Source organism: Phytoactinopolyspora mesophila (assembly GCF_010122465.1).
In the GTDB taxonomy this organism is placed as follows: Bacteria; Actinomycetota; Actinomycetes; order Jiangellales; family Jiangellaceae; genus Phytoactinopolyspora; species Phytoactinopolyspora mesophila.
On record NZ_WLZY01000003.1, the window covers coordinates 426,213 to 444,621 of the forward strand.

The following is an 18,409-nucleotide window of genomic DNA, read 5'->3' on the forward strand; positions in this document are numbered from 1 at the left end:
AACGCCCGGACGCTCCCTGATGTTCCCGACGTCGCCACAACCATGCTTTGCCGAGTGCGGACAGGCGTTGCGACGCGAGGAACACCACGTAAGGTAGAGCCATGCGTGAGACCGATGACACTCCGCGCCGGACGGACCCCAAGAAGCGAATGGTCGCGATCGTCTTGGTGTTCTGCCTAGTCCTGACCGTTGCGCCGTTCCTCGCTTCGCTGATCTTCTAGTCGCCACCCCCGGCCATGCCTCGCCACGCGACGCAGAACCGTCCGCGTCTGCACGGCGTGGACGCCGCGCGCGGCATCGCTCTGCTCGGCATGATCGCCGTGCATGTCACTCCGTCGGTGAGGGACGACGGCGCGACGAGCATCGCGCATCTACTCGCCAGCGGCCGCGCCTCGGCCCTGTTCGCCCTATTAGCAGGTGTGGGACTGGCCCTCGCCAGCGGTGGAACCGCACCGCCACGAGGGGTCCGGCTACGCCAAGCATGGGCTGGGACGATCACTCGGGCAGCACTGCTGATCGCGGTGGGACTGATCCTCGGACAACTGGACTCCGGGGTCGCGGTCATCCTGGTGTACTACGGCCTGCTGTTCCTCGCCGCCATGCCCTTCCTCGGCCTGCGAGCTCGGGTACTCCTACCGCTAGCGGCTCTGTGGGCAATAGCGACGCCGTTCATCAGCCATGCATTGCGGGTCGACATACCACTCCCCACGCCGGGAGATCCGACGATCGATTCGCTCGCGCGCCCGGCGGAGTTGATTCAACAGCTGCTTTTGACGGGCTACTACCCGGTGCTGCCCTGGGTCGCCTACATGCTCGCCGGGCTGGGGATCGGCCGGCTGATGCTGTCGTCGTCGCGGGTGGCGCTGAGACTGCTGCTCAGCGGGGCGGCGCTGGCTGTCAGCTGCTTCGTGCTGTCGTGGCTGTTGCTCCAGCAGGGCGTGATGGAGCACCTCATTGAGGCCGGCACCGGAATGCACCCCGTCAGCCGGCCATTCACCGACGGGGTGCTGAACACCTCGTTCTACGGCACCAGCCCAACCACCAGCTGGTGGTGGCTCACGATCGCCTCACCACACACAGCCACGCCGTTCGACCTGCTGCACACGATCGGCACGGCGGCAGCCGTCCTCGGGCTGATGTTGTTGCTGGAGCATCGGGCGCGGGCGGTCATGCTGCCGATGGCGGCCATCGGCAGCATGACGTTCACGCTGTACTCGCTACATGTAGTGCTGCTGGCCACACTGCTGCCGCGCGATCACGAACATGCTCTGCTGTTGCACGTGGTGGTCGCGTTCGCGGTGGCCGTCCCATGGCGGCACTACGTCGGCCGGGGACCGCTGGAAGCCGCGGCCGCGGCGCTCTCCAGAGCCGGCCAGTCAGCCGTGGCCGAACGCACAACCGACCGCCGCAGCCCCTAAGACAGCACCATCCCGGCAGGTGAGGCCAGGTGGTGCGCCGAGAGCCCTGGCCGGGATCAGCTATTCGGCATCAGGCTTGCGCGCGCCGAGCTCACCGTCGAGCCGGAGCAGACCAGGGCCGTCGTCGCCGATCATGTGCAGCCTGCCGAGGATCTCCGAAACGGTGGCCTCTTCTTCGATCTGCTCCTCGATGAACCAGCTGAGCAGCGGCAAGCTGTCGATGTCGCCCTCTGCCTGCGCCAGCCGGTACAGAGCGCGGATCGATTCGGAGACCTTCTGCTCATGGGACAACGCTGCCTCGAACGCCGTCACTACTTCCGGTCCGGGATCGGAGGGAGCGGTGATGTTGCCGATCTGAGGCCGGTTGCCCCGAGCCGTGACGTGGTTGATGAACTTTGCGGCGTGGTCTCGTTCCTCGTCGGACTGGATTCGCATCCAGGACGCCATGCCCGGAAGGTCAGCGTCATCGAGGGCGATAGCCAACTGGAGATATGCGATGGAGGATTCGATCTCCAGGGTGATCTGCTCCGAAAACGCCTTGTCAAGGATGTCATTTAGCTTCATGTTGAAGACGTTAATCCAGCTCAGAGGATATTTCCACGAAGCCATGTCTAGCCTTGCCAAGGCATGGCGAACCTAAGCGCACCCGAAGCGGAGTCGCCGGCTCGTGGGTCAACGACGAGCGTAGAGCGCAGCCTGAATGGACGCGCCGGGCACTGCTTCACCCGCCCAGCCCGGTGAATCCGAGCTCACGTGTGTGATGCCCGGAGTTCCTTGGCGGCCTCAGCGACGTCTTTCGCGGTGTCGATGGCGCGCCAGTACCCCTCGATCGGGAATCCGGCCAACCGGCGTTCTTTGGCCAGCAGGGGGAATGTGGAGCGCTCGTGGTCGCCGGTATCCGGCAGCATGTCCAGCATCGCGGGTGAGAAGACGTACACGCCACCGTTGATCGGGTAGGGCGACGGCGGCGCTTCGACGAAGTCGATCACCCGGCCGAATTCGTCGAGATCGACCACACCCCACGGCATCCGCGGACGGGCCAGGCCGATGGTGGCCGCGGCGGAGCGCTCGACGTGGTAGTCCGCCATCTGTCGCAGGTCGAACCTGGTCCAGATGTCGCCGTTCAGCGCATACCAGGCTGCCGACGGGTCCGGAAGCTGCCTACCCGCATACTTGAGCCCGCCACCACGGCCCAGTGGCTCGTCCTCCACCACGGTCTGGATCCGGAGCGGCTGGTCGCTCGACTCGAGGTGCTCGGCCAGGGTCTCGTGCAAGTGGCCGGCAGAGACCACGACGTCGGCGACTCCAGCTTCGGCCAGCCACTCGATCTGGTGATCGATGATGCATCTGCCGGCGATCTCGACCATCACTTTGGGAACAGTGTTTGTCAGCGGCTTGAGCCGCGACCCCTGTCCACCCGCCAGAATGACCGCTTGCCGGACCACCGGTTGACTCCCCATGCAGCAGACCCTACCGCTGACCGAGACCGACGTGGCGGCTGCCCGGTTCGGCGATCGACACCTCGCGGACGTGGGGCAAGATAGGGCACATGCGTGCATTCCTCGGAGCGGCGACGAGCACCGGTAAAGGTACCCCCGCTGCTGGCATCACTGTGCTGGACATCGACGGCCCGGACATCACCAGGATCGGAGGTGTCGAAGCGCCGGACCCGATGTACTTGGCATTGTCCGGCGACGGCCGGGTCCTCTACTCGATTGCCGAAAGAGAGAACGGACAGGTTCGGGCCTGGACCGTCGACGGCGCCAGCTTGACCCCGCTCGGCGAGCCCCAGTCCACCGGTGGTTCGGGGCCGTGCCACCTGTCGATACACCCGAGCGGCCAGTTCGTGATCAGCGCCTGCTATGGCTCCGGTACCGTCGCCGCCCACCCGATTCACGACGACGGCTCACTCGGCGCGGCAACCAGTGTGATTCAGCACAAGGGCTCTGGTCCAGACGCGGCTCGCCAAGAGGGCCCGCACGCCCACATGATCATCACTGACCCCGGCACCGGAGCCGGGCGTGGTCACGTCCTGGCGGCTGACCTGGGGACCGACATCGTCTACCGGTACTCCCTCGACCTCACCTCCGGCACACTGCGCCTGGCCGACGAACTCCGCACGCCCCCAGGTGCCGGGCCCCGGCACCTCGTAGTCCACGACCGGTTCGCATATGTCGCAAACGAACTGGATTCGACCGTCACCGTGATGGATCTCGACGCCGGGGCTGCCCTCGGAACCGTTTTGACGCGCCCGGAGGGCGCCACGGAGGCCAGCCACCCGTCGGCCATCCGGCTCTCCAACGACGGCCGATTCCTCTATGTGGCCAATCGCTTCGTCAACGAGATCGCGGTGCTCTCGGTGCACGGAGCCGAACTCACACTGGTAGCCGGGGTTCCCTGCGGCGACGATCACCCGCGTGACATCGTGCTCTCGCCTGACGGAAGCCATCTGTACTCGGCCAATCAGTTCGCCGACAGCATCACATCGTTCCGGATCGATCAGGCTAACGGTCTGCCCGAACGGGTCGGGGAACCGTTCGGCGTGCCGAGCCCGTCGTGCATCGTCTGGGCATAGCGGCGCTGCCGAGCGCCGAGCAGCCTCACTCGACACGAGCGCCTACATGCGTTGACCTGAACTAATGTTGAGGTTATAGGTTTGCCATCGAGCACTGAACAGTACCGACACACATGCCCACACATGAAGAACGGAGAATGCACGTGACTGCCTGGGCCTTCATCTACGAACACCCGGACACCGATCCCGTCGAGGATCGGATCGTGATCGACCGGGCAGGCCAACGTACGTACTTGGTCCCGGTACCGACCCCGGCCGAGGCTCCCGCCACCGCCATCGCGCTGATCGACGAGGGCATTGGGCTCATCGAGCTGTGCGGAGGTTTCGCGCTGGTGGACGCCGCGCGAGTCGTCGAAGCAGTGGACGGTCGCGTGCCGGTCGGCCACGTGACCTTCGCCGTCGACTCCGGCCAAGGGTTGGCGGCTTACTCTGCACAGTTCGAGGCCGAGCAGAGCCCGGCCTGATCAAACGAGCGGCGCCACCTTCCGGTGATCGTGAGCGGATTTCTGCCGCGATTCGGGTGATCGTCAGCGGATCTCGGTGCACATAGCAGCAAGAATCCGCTCACGATCACCCAGGTTGGGCGGGGCGTCAGTCGTCGTCCGAGGAGCTCTTCGCCAGCCCGGAGCTGATCAGGTTCATCACTGTCGGGTCGGCGAGCGTCTGGACATCCCCGAGCTCACGGTTCTCGGCCACGTCCCGTAGCAACCGGCGCATGATCTTGCCAGAGCGCGTCTTCGGCAGCTCCGCGACCACGAGGATCTGCCGTGGTTTGGCGATCGGCCCGATCTCTTTGGCCACGTGGGCGCGCAGTTCGGCCACGACATCGGCGCCGCCGTCACCCGCGTCTGCACGCAGGATGACGAAAGCCACGATCCCTTGCCCGGTGGTGGGGTCGGACGCGCCGACGACGGCCGCCTCGGCGACCTTCGAATGAGACACCAGCGCGGACTCGACCTCCGTGGTAGAGATGCGATGCCCGGACACGTTCATAACGTCATCCACCCGGCCCAGCAGCCAGATGTCGCCGTCTTCGTCCTTCTTGGCACCGTCGCCAGCGAAGTATTGCCCTTCGAAACGCGACCAGTAAGTGTCGATGAACCGTTGATCGTCGCCCCAGATGGTGCGGAGCATCGACGGCCACGGCTCGGTGAGCACCAGGTATCCACCGTGGCCATCGGGCACGACGTTGCCGGCGTCGTCAACGACATCAGCGGCGATACCCGGCAGTGGCACCTGCGCCGAGCCCGGCTTAGCCGCTGTCACGCCTGGCAACGGGCTGATCATGATGGCGCCCGTCTCGGTCTGCCACCAGGTATCGACGATGGGCGTCCGGTCTGCGCCGATGACCCTGCGGTACCAGATCCAGGCCTCCGGATTGATCGGCTCGCCGACGCTACCGAGAACCCGCAGGGAGGAAAGATCACGGCGGGCCGGGATCTCCTCGCCTTGTTTCATGAACGTGCGGATCGCCGTAGGAGCCGTGTAGAGGATGGTCACGCCGTATTTCTCGACGATGTCCCACCACCGGCCGGCCTCGGGGAAGTCAGGTGTGCCCTCGTACATGACCTGGGTGGCGCCGTTGGCCAGTGGGCCGTACACGAGGTAGCTGTGACCGGTGACCCAACCGACGTCGGCGGTGCACCAATACACGTCCGAGTCAGGTTTGAGATCGAAGACGTTGCGATGCGTGTAGGCGGTCTGAAGAAGGTAACCACCCGCGCTGTGCTGGATGCCCTTCGGCTTCCCGGTGGTGCCGGAGGTGTACAGGATGTAGAGCGTGTCTTCGGCATCGTGTGCCTCGGGGGTGTGGTCGATCGGCTGGGAACCGACGATGTCGTGCCACCAGACATCGCGGGTGTTGTCCCAGTCGACCTCTTGCTCAGTGCGGCGCACAACCAGCACCTTGTCGACCGATGGTGATGCCGCGACCGCCTCGTCGACAGCCGGTTTCAACGATGCCGGCTTCCCCCTCCGGTACCCGCCGTCGGCGGTGATCACCAGCTTTGCTTGGGCATCTTCGATCCGGCTGCGCAGCGCCTCCGCGGAGAAGCCACCGAAGACGACGGAATGGATAGCGCCGATGCGGGCACAGGCCAGCATGGCGATGGCGACCTCGGGAATCATCGGCATGTAGATGGCGACCCGGTCGCCGTGCCCCACCCCGAGCGCGATCAGTGCGTTGGCCGCCTGGCTGACTTCTCGCTGCAGGTCGGCGTAGGTCAGGGTCCGGGAGTCTCCGGGCTCACCCTCCCAGTGGATGGCAACCCGATCGCCGTGACCGGCCTCCACGTGCCGGTCAACACAGTTGTAGGCGACATTCAGCCGTCCACCGACGAACCACTTCGCGAAGGGTGGGTTGCTCCAGTCGAGCACCTGATTCCACTCTGTATCCCATGTCAGCAGCTCACGGGCCTGCCGGTCCCAGAACGCCAGCCGATCTTCACGTGCCTCGTCGTAGAGCGCGGCGGTGGCGTTCGCCTGCGCCGCGAAATCATCGTCCGGCGGGAATCGGCGATCTTCTTGCAGCAGATTGGAGAGAGCGTCGCTGGTCACCTTTGTCTGCTCCTCACATCTCGTACTCGTCTGGACCCCGCGGTCTAGCTCACCATGCGCTCACGTGGACAGCAAGACCCGTCTCTCACCTTCGGCCCGCGGTCCGCGAGGGGGCAGACGAAACCTGTTTGTCATCCGATCGTCTCAGGTCCACCTAGTGAGACGAGACCGGCCTCTCGCGTGGGGCGGCCCAGGGGGCGGCGTGACGCAAGGGGAAACCCACCAAACATGATCATTTAGGTGCGGTAGGTCCGGAAGCAGTACGTGATGTAGGGCAGCACGATCCCGGCGGCGAGTGCCTCGCGATCATAGATGTCCCGCACCGCATCCAGGAGCGGTGCGCGTTCCTCGGGTGACTGAACAGCAACGTAGGAGCGGGAAGTCACGAGTTCGACCAACCGCTGCTGGTCCAGATGCTGAGTGTGCTCGAAAGTGACGTGTTCGACGGAACCGAACAGCGAGCTGTCACCCAGCGGCGAACGCCCCTCGACGTCCGTGAGTTCGATGCGCCTGGGCTCATCCGGATTGATCATGGTCCAGAGCTCGTCCACCCACGGCACCGACGCGTCGCGAAGGTTCCAGATCAACGCCAGGCGGCCGCCAGGCCGCAGCACCCGCGCGATCTCCGGAACCGCGACCTCGTGGTCGAACCAGTGGAACGCCTGCGCCACGACCACGACATCCACGCTCGCGTCGGCCACTGGAATCGCCTCCGCGCTGCCGACATGTGCCTCTGCCTGTGGCATCGCCATCGCCAAGTGCTCCAGCATCGGCTCCGAAGGGTCCACGGCGACAACGTCGTGACCGGCGTCGATCAGGGAAGACGTCAGCTTTCCGGTTCCGGCACCGAGGTCGAGCACCCTCGCCGGAGCATCACCTGTCATCCACCGCACCGCGGCGTCCGGATAGTCCGGCCTGGAACGCTCGTAGACATCTGCGACCGAACTGAACGAGGCCGCCAGTTCACGGTGCCGATCACTTCGCATACCGCCAGAATAGCGAAGCTGATCTTCATTGTTGTCCGGCGTTGCCGACGGCGTCCTGTTCAGAGCCGATGCGAATAGAGCACACTGGGCAGATGGGCCTCTGGAGGCGACGCCCCGACGACGCCCGTTCGATCGAGCACGCAGCGGACGTCAGCGGACCCCGCACGCACAACCGCTCGGCGGACGACGCCCGGCTTCCACCACTTGACCTGGATCGTGGCGCACCGGGTGCCCCTGGCGAGAGCGATCAGTGGCCCGGCGAGCCGCCCAGCGTGCGTTCATGGCGGCCATGGGCAGCACTCGGGCTGGCTCTCGTCGTCGGCGCCACCGCCGGCGTTGTGGGGACCAACGCGCGCCATGATGCCATCCAGCAATCCCGGGTCGAGTTAGTTGGCGGGACGGTCCACATCGACGGGACGGGCACAGCGAACTCGGCCGACACATGGACCGCCGAGTTCTCCGTCTTCAACGCCGGACAACGCGCTGTCGAAGTGATGGAGCTCGAGATCGAGGGCTGGGTCTTCGTCGGCCACGGCGGCAGCCGGGAAAGCGTCGTCGCGGAGCCGGCCGACTGGACGACGTGGACGATCCGGATCTCGCCTGAGTGCGACGACCAGCCCACAGCCGGCGAGGCAACCGGCTCCTTGACGACAACGGCGCTTGTGCGCTCCGGTGCGCAGGAAACGACGACGTCGGTCGAATTCCCTCAGCAGCGCATTCATCTCCGTGACACCTGGACCTGGGCATGCTCCGGCGGAGATTCCGGCTACCCGTTCGTGTTCGTGGAGGCCGCCGACGCGCTGCCGCGGGAATCGGGAGATGACGTTCTACACACCGAGTTTCGCCTCTCGACCGAGGCTTTCAGCGCCGACGCGGCCGACGACGTAGACGCGGCAGTGGTGCGGCTCTGGGCACACGCACCAGGGTTCGACGTCACCGCCACCAACTTGCCTGTGGAGTTGACCACCCACAGCACGGTCGCCGTCGACATCCAATGGCAGCTAACCAGCTGTAGCGATGCCGACGAACTCGACTTCATACAGCTCAGCTTGCATGTCTCCGCCGATACCAGCGGCGACTCCGCGCGTGTGCAGCAGAACGACGTTCCCGTGCCCGTGCTGATGGAGCTCGGCAGGATGGTCGGCGACGTGTGCGGTGAATGACTCGGGCGGCGCCGGCGTGCCGAGTGTAAAGATCTCGGCGTTTCCTTCCCTGAGTGAACGTCCATCGGATATCAATGAAGTAGCGGACCGAAATGGTCCACAGCACAACCCGCAGGTACCCACGCGGCGATCCGCCCATGTACGGGCAGTCGCTACGGGCCAGCCGAGGCGACAGACGTGAGTGCACGCTTGGTAGCCCGCGCGGTTGTGTCAGCGGCGGCGCTCCGTTCGGGGCGCCGCTCGCATGTCGGGGCCACTTCGGGTGGGCCGATCGACACCCAAACCCATTCCCTCCACTCTGTCCGGGCTGTGCGATTGCGCCTCCGGAGTCCTGATCAGCTCGATGCCTCCTGTGGACAGATGACATCAGGACAGGGAAGTCTGGCAACGTCCATGTCTCCACCCATCCGGAGGTCACCCACCATGCACTACCGCCGTATCGGCGATACAGACGTCAGCGCGATCGGGCTCGGCGCGATGCCGATGTCCATCGAGAACCGTCCGGACGAGACACGCTCGATCGCGACCATCCACGCCGCCTTGGACGCTGGGGTCACGCTGATCGACACGGCCGACGCGTACCACCTTCACGCCGGCGAGGTCGGCCACAACGAGGCGCTGATCGCGAAGGCCCTGGCCACCTACAGCCACGACACCGGCCACGTGCTGGTGGCCACCAAGGGCGGTCACCTACGTCCCGGCGACGGCACCTGGACCCGCAACGGATCGCCCGAGTACCTGCGACGTGCCTGTGAAGCGTCCTTGAAGCAGCTCGGGGTAGACGCGATCGGCCTGTACCAATTCCATCGGCCCGACCCCGCGGTGCCGTACGCCGACTCGATCGGCGCCATCCGTGATCTTCTCGATGAAGGCAAGATCCGGATGGCCGGTATATCGAACGCCGATCCGGAGCAGATTCGCCAGGCCAATGAGATTCTCGGTGGACGTCTTGTGTCGGTCCAGAACCAGTTCTCACCGGCATTCCGCAGCAGCGAACCCGAGTTGGACCTGTGCGAGAGCATCGGTATCGCGTTCCTGCCGTGGAGTCCGTTGGGTGGCATTTCGCGCGCCCGCGATCTCGGCTCCATCTTCACCGCCTTCCAGAAAGTGGCTTCCAGGCACAACTGCAGCCCGCAGCGTGTCTGTCTGGCGTGGATGCTGTCCAAAGGGCAGGGCGTGATTCCCATACCGGGAGCCAGCCGGCCGGAGAGCATCGTCGACTCCGCGAGCGCGGTCGATCTGGACCTCAGTCCGGACGAGATCGCCGACCTCGATTCCGCCGCCTGAACGCTACCGTCGCTGTCGCGCGTGGTTCCGATTGCAACTCGGGTCCTACGTCAGGACACCAACGCCAGGCCTTCCTCGGCACCCCGTGCATAGGCGTCGGCGCAATGCCGGATCCATGCGCCGACGCCATCGGGGGTGGCCGTCGCGTAAGCCTCGAGCAGCGGTTCATACGCTCGGGCCAGCGCTAGATGTCCTGCTTCCGGGATGGTGACAGCCTTGGTGTCCACACCTCGGGCCACCAGGACAACACGCTCGACAGCCCGGGCCACGACCCCGTCGGCCACGCCGAACGGGCGAATGGACCGCAGCTCGCCGTGAACCACCGCCGCCACGACAACGCCCGGGGCGGTGGTGGCTCCGGTGGCGATCTGCAGAATCTGGTCGAGCCGGGCATGATCCGAGGCCGGCCGGGGCCGCCCGAGGGCGTCGGCATCCTGCACCAGGTCACGTGCGGCCAGTACGTGCAGCCGCGCGAGTACTTGACGCGGCGCCCGTTCCCACAGAGTGGCCAGCTCCGGCACCTCTGCCACCGCCCGTAGCGCTCCCTGCAGAAACGGATCTTCGACTGCCTCGGCGTTGCCGCCTTCGAGCGCGGCGGACGCCCGCGCACCACGAACGGCGGATTCGGACGCGAGCCGCGCTGCCTGGTTTCGCATAGCGCGATGCCCGAGCAATGCGTCAACAGCGTCCCGGGCGTGTGCGGCTGCCGTGCCGACGCCGTCGAGAGCCGCGACTCGAGCAAGAGGATCGTCCACGGCGTCGAGCCTATGTTGCTTTAGGCATGATGGTGGAGCCGGCGGCGCCGATGCCCGAACCCACCGCAGGCAAGGAACCAGAAGGCGACGAGCGCCAGCCAGGGCGCTCCCGATAGGACGACGAACGCCAGCGCCAGGAGTCCGCCAACCATCACCGGGGCCAGCACGAACGTCTTCGCGCGATCCGGATGCGGATGACGCCGCTGCCGGGACGCCGGACCCTTTCCAGCCGGTCGGCGGATGACCGGCTCAGCGGCACCGTACGAGCCGGGCAGGTCAGCGAACAATGGCTGGAGGTCCGCATCGAACTTGGCGGCCCAGATGCCCTCGAGTCGTTCGTCGTATTCGGATTTGGTCAGCCGGCCCGACGCGTAGTGCTCGCTGAGCGTGGACGCGGCAGAGTCACGCTCAGCGTCCCCGATGCGCAAGGCTCGATCCGTGGTCATGGCCGGGTCCCCCCATCCTGGTCGTCACTCTCGTCCCCGTCGGCGAGGATTCCGTACAGCCGGCGACGCATTTCGGCGAGCACCTCACGGGCCCGCGCCTGTTGCTCATCGGTGCCGGTGGCCATGATCTGCCACATCGCCGCAGCGGCCTGGGCAATCAACGGCTGTAGATCGTCGTCCTCGTCGGTGTCCGCGAACGCCTTCCACGGTGCCGCGATCTCCTCCGGATGGGCCTCGACGTAGCCACGTCCCTCCGCGGTGAGCTCGAATGCACGACGGCCGGCCTGTTCAGCTGCCCGGACCAGACCTTCGTCCTCGAGCTGCTGCAAGGTCGGATAGATCGAGCCGGGGCTGGGCTTCCAGGCGCCACGGCTGCGCGCGGCGATTTCCTGGATGACCTGGTAGCCGTTCATCGGCTGCTCGGCGAGCACGCTCAGAATGGCCGCCCGGACGTCACCTCTGCGCGCCTGCCCACCTCGCCGATGCCCGCGGTGGCCACCGCGGCCGGGCCGCGCCCAGGGCGGGCTCTGGCCGAACATGGCCCACGGCCCGAAGCCCTCGAATCCATGACCTTTGCCGGACATCGCCGCCATCCATCCTTCAGCCGGACCACAGGACCATTGCTTGCTCCATGCCCATGGCCGCTCGGTCGAGTGTGTCGCACGAGTCATTCTTCTCCCCGCCTTACAACTCGAGCTTTCGCGATACTATGACGATATATCGCGTACGCTCGGCTGGCAAGGCTCGGCGAAGTGCCGTGCCGACCGGTAGGGGAAGAGCTCAACGTCCTCGGCGGCGCATGGCGTACCAGGCAAGTCCGGCAGCTGCCGCGCCCGCACCGATCGCCGCGGCGGCGATGGCCGGTTTGGGGGCCTCCCGGATCGAGGCGCGCCGCTGCCGCAAAGCCACCGGCTTGGAGAACACGAGCACCGGCCAGCCGCGCTCCGCCGCGATCTTGCGGAGCGCACGATCCGGGTTGACCGCATACGGGTGGCCAACCGCCTCGAGCATGGGCAGGTCGGTGACCGAGTCGGAGTAGGCGTAGCAGCGGGCGAGGTCGTACCCGTCGTCGGCGGCCATCTTCCGGATTGCCTCGGCCTTGTTCTCAGCGTAGGCATAGAAGTCGATGTCGCCGGTGAACTTGCCGTCGTCGACCACCATCCTGGTGGCGACGATGTGGTCAGCGCCGAGCATCTCGCCTATAGGCTCGACCACTTCGGTGCCACTCGACGACACCACCACGACGTCGCGATGGGCCAGGTGATGCTCTTCGATCAGCGTGATGGCCTCGTCGTAGACGATGGGGTCCACGATGGTGTGCAGGGTCTCGGCGACGATGTCCTTCACCGTCTGCACGTCCCAACCGGTCACCAACCCGGAGAGATACTCCCGCATCCGCTCCATCTGGTCGTGATCGGCGCCACCTACGAGGTACACGAACTGGGCGTAGGCGCTTCGCAGCACCGCCCGCCGGTTGATCAAACCTCCTTGATAGAAGCTGCGCGAGAACGCGAGGGTGCTGGATTTGGCGATGACGGTTTTGTCTAGATCGAAGAAAGCCGCGGTGCGTCGGGCCAACTGGTCCGTACCGGTTTCAGTCATGTGATGTGATCCACTTCAAGGGGAGTGGGCTTCGCTGTCCACAACATCGAGGATATGGGGTTGAGTCGCCGTTCACGACCGCGTCCGAACCGTTCGCTAAATCACAGTCGAAAAATCTGCCCAGTTTGGTGTTTCAGAGCCCCTCACATGGGGCAGGATGGCCCCGGCGGCACCCCCTCGCCGCCATGACTCGGTCGACCCCCCTGACCGAGTCCGCGCGGTCCCCGTCCTCCCACCCGGCGGGGACCGCGCCCTCATTCTGTGTCCCTTGACCGACCTGTCGGTAGCCGGGTTATCCACAATCCGCATCCGAAATCGCGCTCCGTTATCCACATTTCAGTTTTTGGGCCTGCCGCCTGCCCGCGGGCCCAACCATCGTGGACGCGTCCGACTCGTTCATTCGGAGGTCGTCCGTGATCCAGCTTCATCGCCGCGCCAAGCAATCCGACATCTCCCCACTCACCGCGCGGCCCAGGCCGTTGGCGGTCACCGCGGAGGAAGACCTCCTCGACGACCTCCTGCGGCTGGCAGCGGCGGCCGGCACTGACCTCGATGTCGAGCACGAGCCCGGCCCGGCAAGGTCGAAGTGGGCGGCTGCGCCCTTGGTTGTGGTCGGCGAAGATCAGGCCGAGGGCTTGGCATACCTGGCTCCGACCCGGCGTCGTGATGTCTACCTGGTCGGGCGGGTCAATGACGACACGTCGGTGTGGCAGCGCGGCGTTGCCCTCGGCGCTGAGCACGTGCTCTTCTTTCCAGACGACGAGACGTGGCTGGCCGATCGGCTGGCCGACGCCGCTGAGGGCGACAATCGGGACGCGCTCGTCGTAGGCGTGGTCGGCGGCCGCGGCGGGGCCGGTGCGTCCGTGCTCGCCACGGCCCTTGCCGTCGTCGCCTGCCGTCGCGAGTTGTCAGCCATGCTGGTTGACCTCGACCCGCTCGGTGGTGGGTTGGACCTCGTTCTCGGGGCGGAACACTCCACCGGCCTGCGCTGGCCGGATCTTGCCGACAGTCGTGGCCGGTTGAGCGCTCGGGCGCTGCAGACGGAACTGCCCGGACGGCACGGCCTGGCCGTGCTGTCGTGGGACCGCGGGGATCTGCTCACAGTTCCGCCGGAGTCAGCCCAGGTAGTGATGGCCGCGGCGCGGCGCGGCTGGGATCTGGTTGTTCTGGATCTGCCACGTACCCGGGACTTCGCGACCGAAGAGGCGGTCTCCTCCTGTTCGGCAGTGCTTCTCGTGGTGCCAGCCGAGGTCCGGGCCGTAGCGGCGGCGTCCCGCGTGGCGGCGGCGCTGACGACGGTCGCCGGGGATGTGCGGGTGGTGAGCCGTGGGCCGTCGTCGTCGGGCCTGGAGGGTTCGGAAGTGGCCACCGCGCTCGGGTTACCGCTTGCGGTCGATATGGCTGCTGAACGCCGGCTCGCCGACCAGCTGGAACGGGGCGACACGCCCGGAATGAACGAACGCGGCCCGCTTGCTCTCGCCTGCAACCAGCTCCTGGACGATCTGCTCTTCGACCATCAGGTGAAAGCGGCATGACAGCTTCGAGCCGGCAACCCGTAGATGACGCACTCCTGGAACAGGTCCGGGCCAAGCTCGCCACCACGACTGAAGCCATGACACCCGCCCGGGTAGCCGCCGCGCTTCGTGCCACCGGCGCCACTCTTGGCGATGCGGCTGTACTGGAGGTCACCGACACGCTGCGGGCTGAGATCAGCGGCGCCGGCCCATTGGAGCCGCTACTCCGCACCGACGGCGTCACGGACGTCCTGGTCAACGGCACCGCCGGTACGTGGGTGGATCGAGGCGACGGGCCCGAGCGGGTGCCGGTCCGCTTTCGAGACGAGGCCAGTGTTCGCCGGCTGGCGCAACGCCTGGCGGCCACGGCCGGCCGACGGCTGGATGAAGCCGCACCGTTTGTCGACGCACGTCTGCCCAGCGGCGTCCGGCTGCATGCGGTACTACCGCCCATCGCCCCGGACGGGCCCCTGATCTCGTTGCGGGTACCGGCCCGGCGAGCCTTCGGTATCGAAGAGCTGGTGCACAGCGGCAGCGTGCCGACCGAACTCGTCCCGTGGCTGGAGGCGATCGTCGGTGCCCGGCTGGCGTTTCTCGTCACCGGCGGCACCGGGACCGGCAAAACCACCGTCTTGCAGGCGTTACTAGCTCTCGCGGACATTCGCGAGCGGATCGTGGTGGTCGAAGACTCCGGTGAGCTCCGCCCCGAACACCCGCACGTCATCCGGCTGGAGTGCCGGACGGCCAATGTCGAGGGGGCCGGGCAGGTGGGACTCGACGACCTCGTGCGCCAGGCCTTGCGGATGCGCCCGGACCGGATCGTCATCGGCGAGGTCCGGGGCTCGGAGATGGTGAGCCTACTTGCGGCCCTCAACACCGGCCACGAGGGCGGCTGCGGGACGCTGCACGCGAACTCGGCCGACGACGTCGCGGTCCGTCTGGAAGCGCTGGGAATCGCCGCCGGACTGCGGCGAGACGCGGTCCACGCTCAGGCTGGAGCCGCTCTGGACGCCGTCGTGCACGTGGCCCGTGATCGAGCCGGGCACCGCCGAGTGAGCGAGGTGGACGTTCTGTCTCGGTCGCGGTCCGGCTGGGTCGAGACCCACCGCGCGTTCACCGTCGACCCCGACGGCGTCGCCAGCAGCGGTCCGGGCCACGCCGAACTGCAGCGACGACTCGCCGTGCGTGGATGGTCTCCATGAGCGACGCCTCGGCCGTCGCTCTGGCCACCGGTGTAGCCGCGATCGCCGCGGCCTTGCTCGCGGGCCCACCGCCCAGCCTGGTGCGGTCCCGGCTCGGCGCACCCGCGGCGATACTCACCTCACGGGCTGCGCGACCACACATCGCGGCACCGGTTTCGCCGCCGTGGATCCGTCTGCCACCGCTACGCGTCCAGATGATCCTCAGCGCGTGCGCCGGTGCCGTGATCGGGCTCACGGTGGCACCCCCCGGAGGCGTTCTAGTCGGTGCGCTGGCACCTCCCGCGGGCATCATGATCTGGTCACGACACCGGCGCGGAGCCGTTCTCAGGAAGCGTGCGGCAGACGTGGCCGAAGCTTGTCTCGCGCTGGCCGGCGAGCTTCGCGCCGGGGTGCCACCAGTACACGCGTTGCGGGCGGTCGCGGCCGAATGGCCTGAGTTGTTCGGACCGGCCGCCGGGAGGGTGGCCGCGGGCGGAGACCCCGCGGCGGCCCTCCGGAGCACGGCAGCACAGCCCGGTGCTCTACCACTCAAGGCGGTTGCCGCCGCGTGGGAGATCTCCGCCCGTACCGGCGCCTCGCTTTCAACCGTGTTGACCGCGGTCACGGACTCTCTGCGCGCGGAGGAATCGGTGCGTCGTGAGGCCGGCTCCCAGCTCGCCTCGGTTCGCGCCACCGCCCGCCTGCTGGCCTTTCTACCAGTGGCCACCCTGTTGCTGTTCTCCACCAGCGGCACAGAACGAACGCCGGTCGAATTCTTGCTCGGAAGCGCGTATGGGTTGGCCTGCCTCGCCGCCGCACTCATCTTTATCGCCGCGGGACTGAGCTGGGTGGAGCGGGTGTCCCGAGCAGCCCAGCCCAACTGAACGGACAACCACCGGTGCTTACACTCGCCGCTGTGCTCAGCGCGGCCGCCGCTGTCCTGCTCGCTACTGGCCAGCTGGGAGCTGAGTCCCGTCTCGAGAGAATCGTGCCTGCCCGGGCTCCGCGGCCGGACGGCGTGACGGCCTGGCCCCGCGCTCAGGCAGCAGGCAGCACACACCGGGATTCCGCGGCAACCGGGCCGCTCAGCTCACGCCGGGCACGCGGCCTCGCGGCTGTGCTCGCCGGCACTTCGGGCGGCGTCCTCGTCGGCGGTGGCTTCGGCCTACTCGTCGCCCCCTTGGCCGCGGTAGGTACCTGGATCGGGTTGGGCAGGCTCGAACCGGCGGCCCTCGCCCGCCGCCGGGAACAGTGCGCAGCCCAGCTTCCTCTAGCCCTGGATCTCCTCTCGGCCGCGCTCGCGGCCGGCTGCCCTCCGGTCCATGCGGTAGAACATGTCGGGCGAGCCTTGGACGATCCTTTGGGGCGGATCCTTGTTCTTGCCGCCGCCGCGGCCCGGGTCGGCGGCGATCCGGCCCGTGCCTGGTCTTCTCTGGAAGGGGACCCCGTACTGCGGCCGCTCGGCCGTGCGCTGAGGTCGGCGACCCTTCGGGGTATCTCCCCCACGGCGGCTCTGCAGAGGGCCGCACAGGATGCTCGGGAAGCGGCCCGCCGGACCGCGGAGACCCGAGCCCGCGCTGTCGGCACCCGGGCGGCGGCTCCCCTCGGCCTGTGCTTCCTGCCGGCGTTCGTGCTGCTGGGCATCGTGCCGGTAGTAGCTACCTCCGGCCTGCCACTGCCCTGAGTTCGAGTGCCGCCTTCTCGAGCCACAGCTACGTGATCGGTGCCGGTCAGACCTGCGTCGCCGCCCGGCGACGGATGGTCGGCGCCGGTGCCGGATGGCATCGAATGAAGCCGCTTCGTCCACAGTCCGAGGCAGCTTCGCGCGGGAGTTATCCACATTCTCGGATCGCCTCTGTCCTGGGCGTTCGCCAGAAAGCAGGCTGGCTGGAGCGCCGCAAAGGGCGGGCTCCGAACCGGCCGGCTGCCGGAACCAGGAGGTACCAATGTTCACGATCATCAACCGGCTGGCCCGCAAGGCCGAAGACGGCATGTCCACGGCGGAATACGCTGTCGGCACCGTCGCTGCCTGTGGATTCGGTGGTGTCCTGTACAAGTTGCTGACAAGCGAGCCGATTCAAGAAACCCTGAGAGAGGTCATCTCGCGGGCGTTCTCGGTCTTCGGCGGATGACCACTACGACGAGGCGCCGGCGACTCCAATCCCGCCGGCGCCCGGCGCGAGGGGATCCGGCCCACCAGAACGAGCGGGGAATGGTGACGTCCGAGATCGCCACCGCGCTTCCAACGTTGGCGGTCGTGCTGGTGATGGCGATCTGGGGCGTTGGCTATGCCTCGGCCCAGCTTCGCTGCACCGACGCCGCACGTGAGGCGGCCCGTGCCGCGGCGCGTGGTGAGGACATGGCCACGGTGATCGAGATTGCCCAGGCGGTCGCACCTGGCCACGCCGAAGTCGATGTGCGGCGGGAGAACGGGATGATCACCATCGAGGTCCGCGCCACGGCAGCAGCGCCACCTCCGCTCGGCTCTTTCCTGGAGCCGACCGTGCGCGGCCGGGCGGTGGCGCTCGAGGAGTGGCCGTGACGAGTTCGCCTGGCAAACGTGGCGAACGCGGGGCGGGATCGGTGCTGATTCTCATCACCGTGATGGTCGTGACGGCTGCTTTCCTGGCCGTTGCCCTCCTGGCGTCGGGTGTCTCCGCCCGGCGCCAGGCCGCCGCCGCGGCTGATCTGGCAGCCATAGCGGCGGCTGCGCGCGTCTACGAAGGCCCTGCGGCAGCGTGTGCCACGGCTGAGAGTGTTGCCACCGCCAACAACGCGAGCCTGCGAGACTGCGTGGTGGACGGTCACGAGGTCGAAGTCCAGGTCCGGGTGTCCGTCACGGGCGGCGCAGCGGCGTGGGTGTCCCATCAAGACCGGCGCGCACGCGCCGGCGCGGGACACTAGCTGTACTCAGCCACGCACCCGT

At 67.1% G+C, this 18,409-nt stretch carries 20 protein-coding genes; 12 read left to right on the forward strand and 8 right to left on the reverse strand.

The genetic code is table 11. The features are described from left to right. Positions 1-278: 278 nt before the first annotated feature. On the forward strand, positions 279-1,418 hold the full coding sequence (locus tag F7O44_RS11770) for a heparan-alpha-glucosaminide N-acetyltransferase domain-containing protein (RefSeq protein WP_222851289.1): 1,140 nt from the start codon (positions 279-281) through the stop codon (positions 1,416-1,418). Positions 1,419-1,478: 60 nt separating this feature from the next. Here F7O44_RS11770 and F7O44_RS11775 read toward each other — a convergent pair whose 3' ends face one another. Next, a complete protein-coding gene (locus F7O44_RS11775) occupies positions 1,479-1,982 on the reverse strand; it encodes a ferritin (RefSeq protein ID WP_162450413.1) in 504 nt (167 codons plus the stop codon). Positions 1,983-2,167: 185 nt separating this feature from the next. Next, positions 2,168-2,878, reverse strand: coding sequence for a nucleotidyltransferase family protein (locus F7O44_RS11780; protein ID WP_162450414.1), 711 nt, complete (start codon positions 2,876-2,878; stop codon positions 2,168-2,170). Between the two features lie 89 nt (positions 2,879-2,967). Here F7O44_RS11780 and F7O44_RS11785 point away from each other — a divergent pair, with 89 nt between their 5' ends. Together F7O44_RS11785 and F7O44_RS11790 are read left to right on the forward strand one after the other, a co-directional pair. After that, entirely contained in the window at positions 2,968-3,993 is a 1,026-nt protein-coding gene (locus tag F7O44_RS11785; protein WP_162450415.1) for a lactonase family protein, read from the forward strand. Between the two features lie 143 nt (positions 3,994-4,136). Then, a complete protein-coding gene (locus F7O44_RS11790) occupies positions 4,137-4,457 on the forward strand; it encodes a DUF6506 family protein (protein WP_222851290.1) in 321 nt (106 codons plus the stop codon). Positions 4,458-4,584: 127 nt separating this feature from the next. Here F7O44_RS11790 and acs read toward each other — a convergent pair whose 3' ends face one another. Further along, positions 4,585-6,549, reverse strand: a complete 1,965-nt coding sequence (acs, locus tag F7O44_RS11795) for an acetate--CoA ligase (protein ID WP_162450417.1) — start codon at positions 6,547-6,549, stop codon at positions 4,585-4,587. A gap of 236 nt (positions 6,550-6,785) precedes the next feature. Further along, the gene (locus F7O44_RS11800) at positions 6,786-7,535 is read right to left on the reverse strand and encodes a class I SAM-dependent methyltransferase (protein ID WP_162450418.1); all 750 of its coding nucleotides are present in this window, start codon (positions 7,533-7,535) and stop codon (positions 6,786-6,788) included. 92 nt (positions 7,536-7,627) lie between these two features. Between F7O44_RS11800 and F7O44_RS11805 the strand changes: the two genes are divergently transcribed. Together F7O44_RS11805 and F7O44_RS11810 are read left to right on the forward strand one after the other, a co-directional pair. Continuing rightward, positions 7,628-8,698 (forward strand): hypothetical protein, encoded by a 1,071-nt coding sequence (locus F7O44_RS11805; protein ID WP_162450419.1) that lies wholly within the window; start codon positions 7,628-7,630, stop codon positions 8,696-8,698. A gap of 423 nt (positions 8,699-9,121) precedes the next feature. Beyond that, positions 9,122-9,985 carry an aldo/keto reductase gene (locus tag F7O44_RS11810; protein ID WP_162450420.1) on the forward strand — a complete coding sequence of 288 codons (864 nt, stop codon included), beginning with the start codon at positions 9,122-9,124 and terminating at the stop codon, positions 9,983-9,985. Between the two features lie 50 nt (positions 9,986-10,035). Here F7O44_RS11810 and F7O44_RS11815 read toward each other — a convergent pair whose 3' ends face one another. The 4 genes from F7O44_RS11815 to F7O44_RS11830 all read right to left on the reverse strand — a co-directional run bounded on the left by F7O44_RS11815 (position 10,036) and on the right by F7O44_RS11830 (position 12,788). Next, positions 10,036-10,740, reverse strand: a complete 705-nt coding sequence (locus tag F7O44_RS11815) for an oxidoreductase (RefSeq protein WP_162450421.1) — start codon at positions 10,738-10,740, stop codon at positions 10,036-10,038. Between the two features lie 20 nt (positions 10,741-10,760). After that, a complete protein-coding gene (locus F7O44_RS11820) occupies positions 10,761-11,186 on the reverse strand; it encodes a DUF1707 SHOCT-like domain-containing protein (protein WP_162450422.1) in 426 nt (141 codons plus the stop codon). After that, on the reverse strand, positions 11,183-11,857 hold the full coding sequence (locus F7O44_RS11825) for a PadR family transcriptional regulator (RefSeq protein ID WP_162450423.1): 675 nt from the start codon (positions 11,855-11,857) through the stop codon (positions 11,183-11,185). Before F7O44_RS11825 ends, F7O44_RS11820 begins: the two co-directional genes overlap by 4 nt. A 109-nt stretch (positions 11,858-11,966) precedes the next feature. After that, complete coding sequence (locus F7O44_RS11830) at positions 11,967-12,788, reverse strand: HAD family hydrolase (protein ID WP_162450424.1); 822 nt, start codon at positions 12,786-12,788, stop codon at positions 11,967-11,969. Positions 12,789-13,201: 413 nt separating this feature from the next. On the opposite strand from F7O44_RS11830, the gene ssd reads away from it, so the two are divergent. From ssd to F7O44_RS11865, 7 genes are all read left to right on the forward strand, one after another. Further along, a complete protein-coding gene (ssd, locus tag F7O44_RS11835) occupies positions 13,202-14,323 on the forward strand; it encodes a septum site-determining protein Ssd (RefSeq protein WP_222851291.1) in 1,122 nt (373 codons plus the stop codon). Beyond that, complete coding sequence (locus F7O44_RS11840; protein ID WP_162450425.1) at positions 14,320-15,504, forward strand: TadA family conjugal transfer-associated ATPase; 1,185 nt, start codon at positions 14,320-14,322, stop codon at positions 15,502-15,504. Before ssd ends, F7O44_RS11840 begins: the two co-directional genes overlap by 4 nt. Continuing rightward, the gene (locus F7O44_RS11845; RefSeq protein ID WP_162450426.1) at positions 15,501-16,367 is read left to right on the forward strand and encodes a type II secretion system F family protein; all 867 of its coding nucleotides are present in this window, start codon (positions 15,501-15,503) and stop codon (positions 16,365-16,367) included. Before F7O44_RS11840 ends, F7O44_RS11845 begins: the two co-directional genes overlap by 4 nt. 32 nt (positions 16,368-16,399) lie before the next feature. After that, positions 16,400-17,167, forward strand: coding sequence for a type II secretion system F family protein (locus tag F7O44_RS31775; RefSeq protein ID WP_162450427.1), 768 nt, complete (start codon positions 16,400-16,402; stop codon positions 17,165-17,167). Positions 17,168-17,429: 262 nt separating this feature from the next. Continuing rightward, on the forward strand, positions 17,430-17,615 hold the full coding sequence (locus F7O44_RS11855) for a DUF4244 domain-containing protein (protein WP_162450428.1): 186 nt from the start codon (positions 17,430-17,432) through the stop codon (positions 17,613-17,615). An 80-nt stretch (positions 17,616-17,695) separates the two neighbouring features. Beyond that, positions 17,696-18,025: a TadE family type IV pilus minor pilin gene (locus F7O44_RS11860; protein WP_162450429.1), complete on the forward strand. Its 330-nt coding sequence runs from the start codon at positions 17,696-17,698 to the stop codon at positions 18,023-18,025. Continuing rightward, complete coding sequence (locus F7O44_RS11865) at positions 18,022-18,387, forward strand: Rv3654c family TadE-like protein (RefSeq protein ID WP_222851292.1); 366 nt, start codon at positions 18,022-18,024, stop codon at positions 18,385-18,387. Before F7O44_RS11860 ends, F7O44_RS11865 begins: the two co-directional genes overlap by 4 nt. The last annotated feature ends 22 nt before the right edge of the window (positions 18,388-18,409 follow it).

Bases quoted from the DNA above. Each gene is read 5' to 3' on its own strand.
- F7O44_RS11805 (WP_162450419.1), top strand. From the start codon at position 7,628: ATGGGCCTCTGGAGGCGACGCCCCGACGACGCCCGTTCGATCGAGCAC.
- F7O44_RS11780 (WP_162450414.1), bottom strand. From the start codon at position 2,878: ATGGGGAGTCAACCGGTGGTCCGGCAAGCGGTCATTCTGGCGGGTGGA.
- F7O44_RS11860 (WP_162450429.1), top strand. From the start codon at position 17,696: ATGGTGACGTCCGAGATCGCCACCGCGCTTCCAACGTTGGCGGTCGTG.
- F7O44_RS11855 (WP_162450428.1), top strand. From the start codon at position 17,430: ATGTTCACGATCATCAACCGGCTGGCCCGCAAGGCCGAAGACGGCATG.
- F7O44_RS11830 (WP_162450424.1), bottom strand. From the start codon at position 12,788: ATGACTGAAACCGGTACGGACCAGTTGGCCCGACGCACCGCGGCTTTC.
- F7O44_RS11845 (WP_162450426.1), top strand. From the start codon at position 15,501: ATGAGCGACGCCTCGGCCGTCGCTCTGGCCACCGGTGTAGCCGCGATC.
- F7O44_RS11840 (WP_162450425.1), top strand. From the start codon at position 14,320: ATGACAGCTTCGAGCCGGCAACCCGTAGATGACGCACTCCTGGAACAG.
- F7O44_RS11785 (WP_162450415.1), top strand. From the start codon at position 2,968: ATGCGTGCATTCCTCGGAGCGGCGACGAGCACCGGTAAAGGTACCCCC.
- F7O44_RS11810 (WP_162450420.1), top strand. From the start codon at position 9,122: ATGCACTACCGCCGTATCGGCGATACAGACGTCAGCGCGATCGGGCTC.
- F7O44_RS11820 (WP_162450422.1), bottom strand. From the start codon at position 11,186: ATGACCACGGATCGAGCCTTGCGCATCGGGGACGCTGAGCGTGACTCT.
- F7O44_RS11800 (WP_162450418.1), bottom strand. From the start codon at position 7,535: ATGCGAAGTGATCGGCACCGTGAACTGGCGGCCTCGTTCAGTTCGGTC.
- F7O44_RS11775 (WP_162450413.1), bottom strand. From the start codon at position 1,982: ATGAAGCTAAATGACATCCTTGACAAGGCGTTTTCGGAGCAGATCACC.
- F7O44_RS11825 (WP_162450423.1), bottom strand. From the start codon at position 11,857: ATGACTCGTGCGACACACTCGACCGAGCGGCCATGGGCATGGAGCAAG.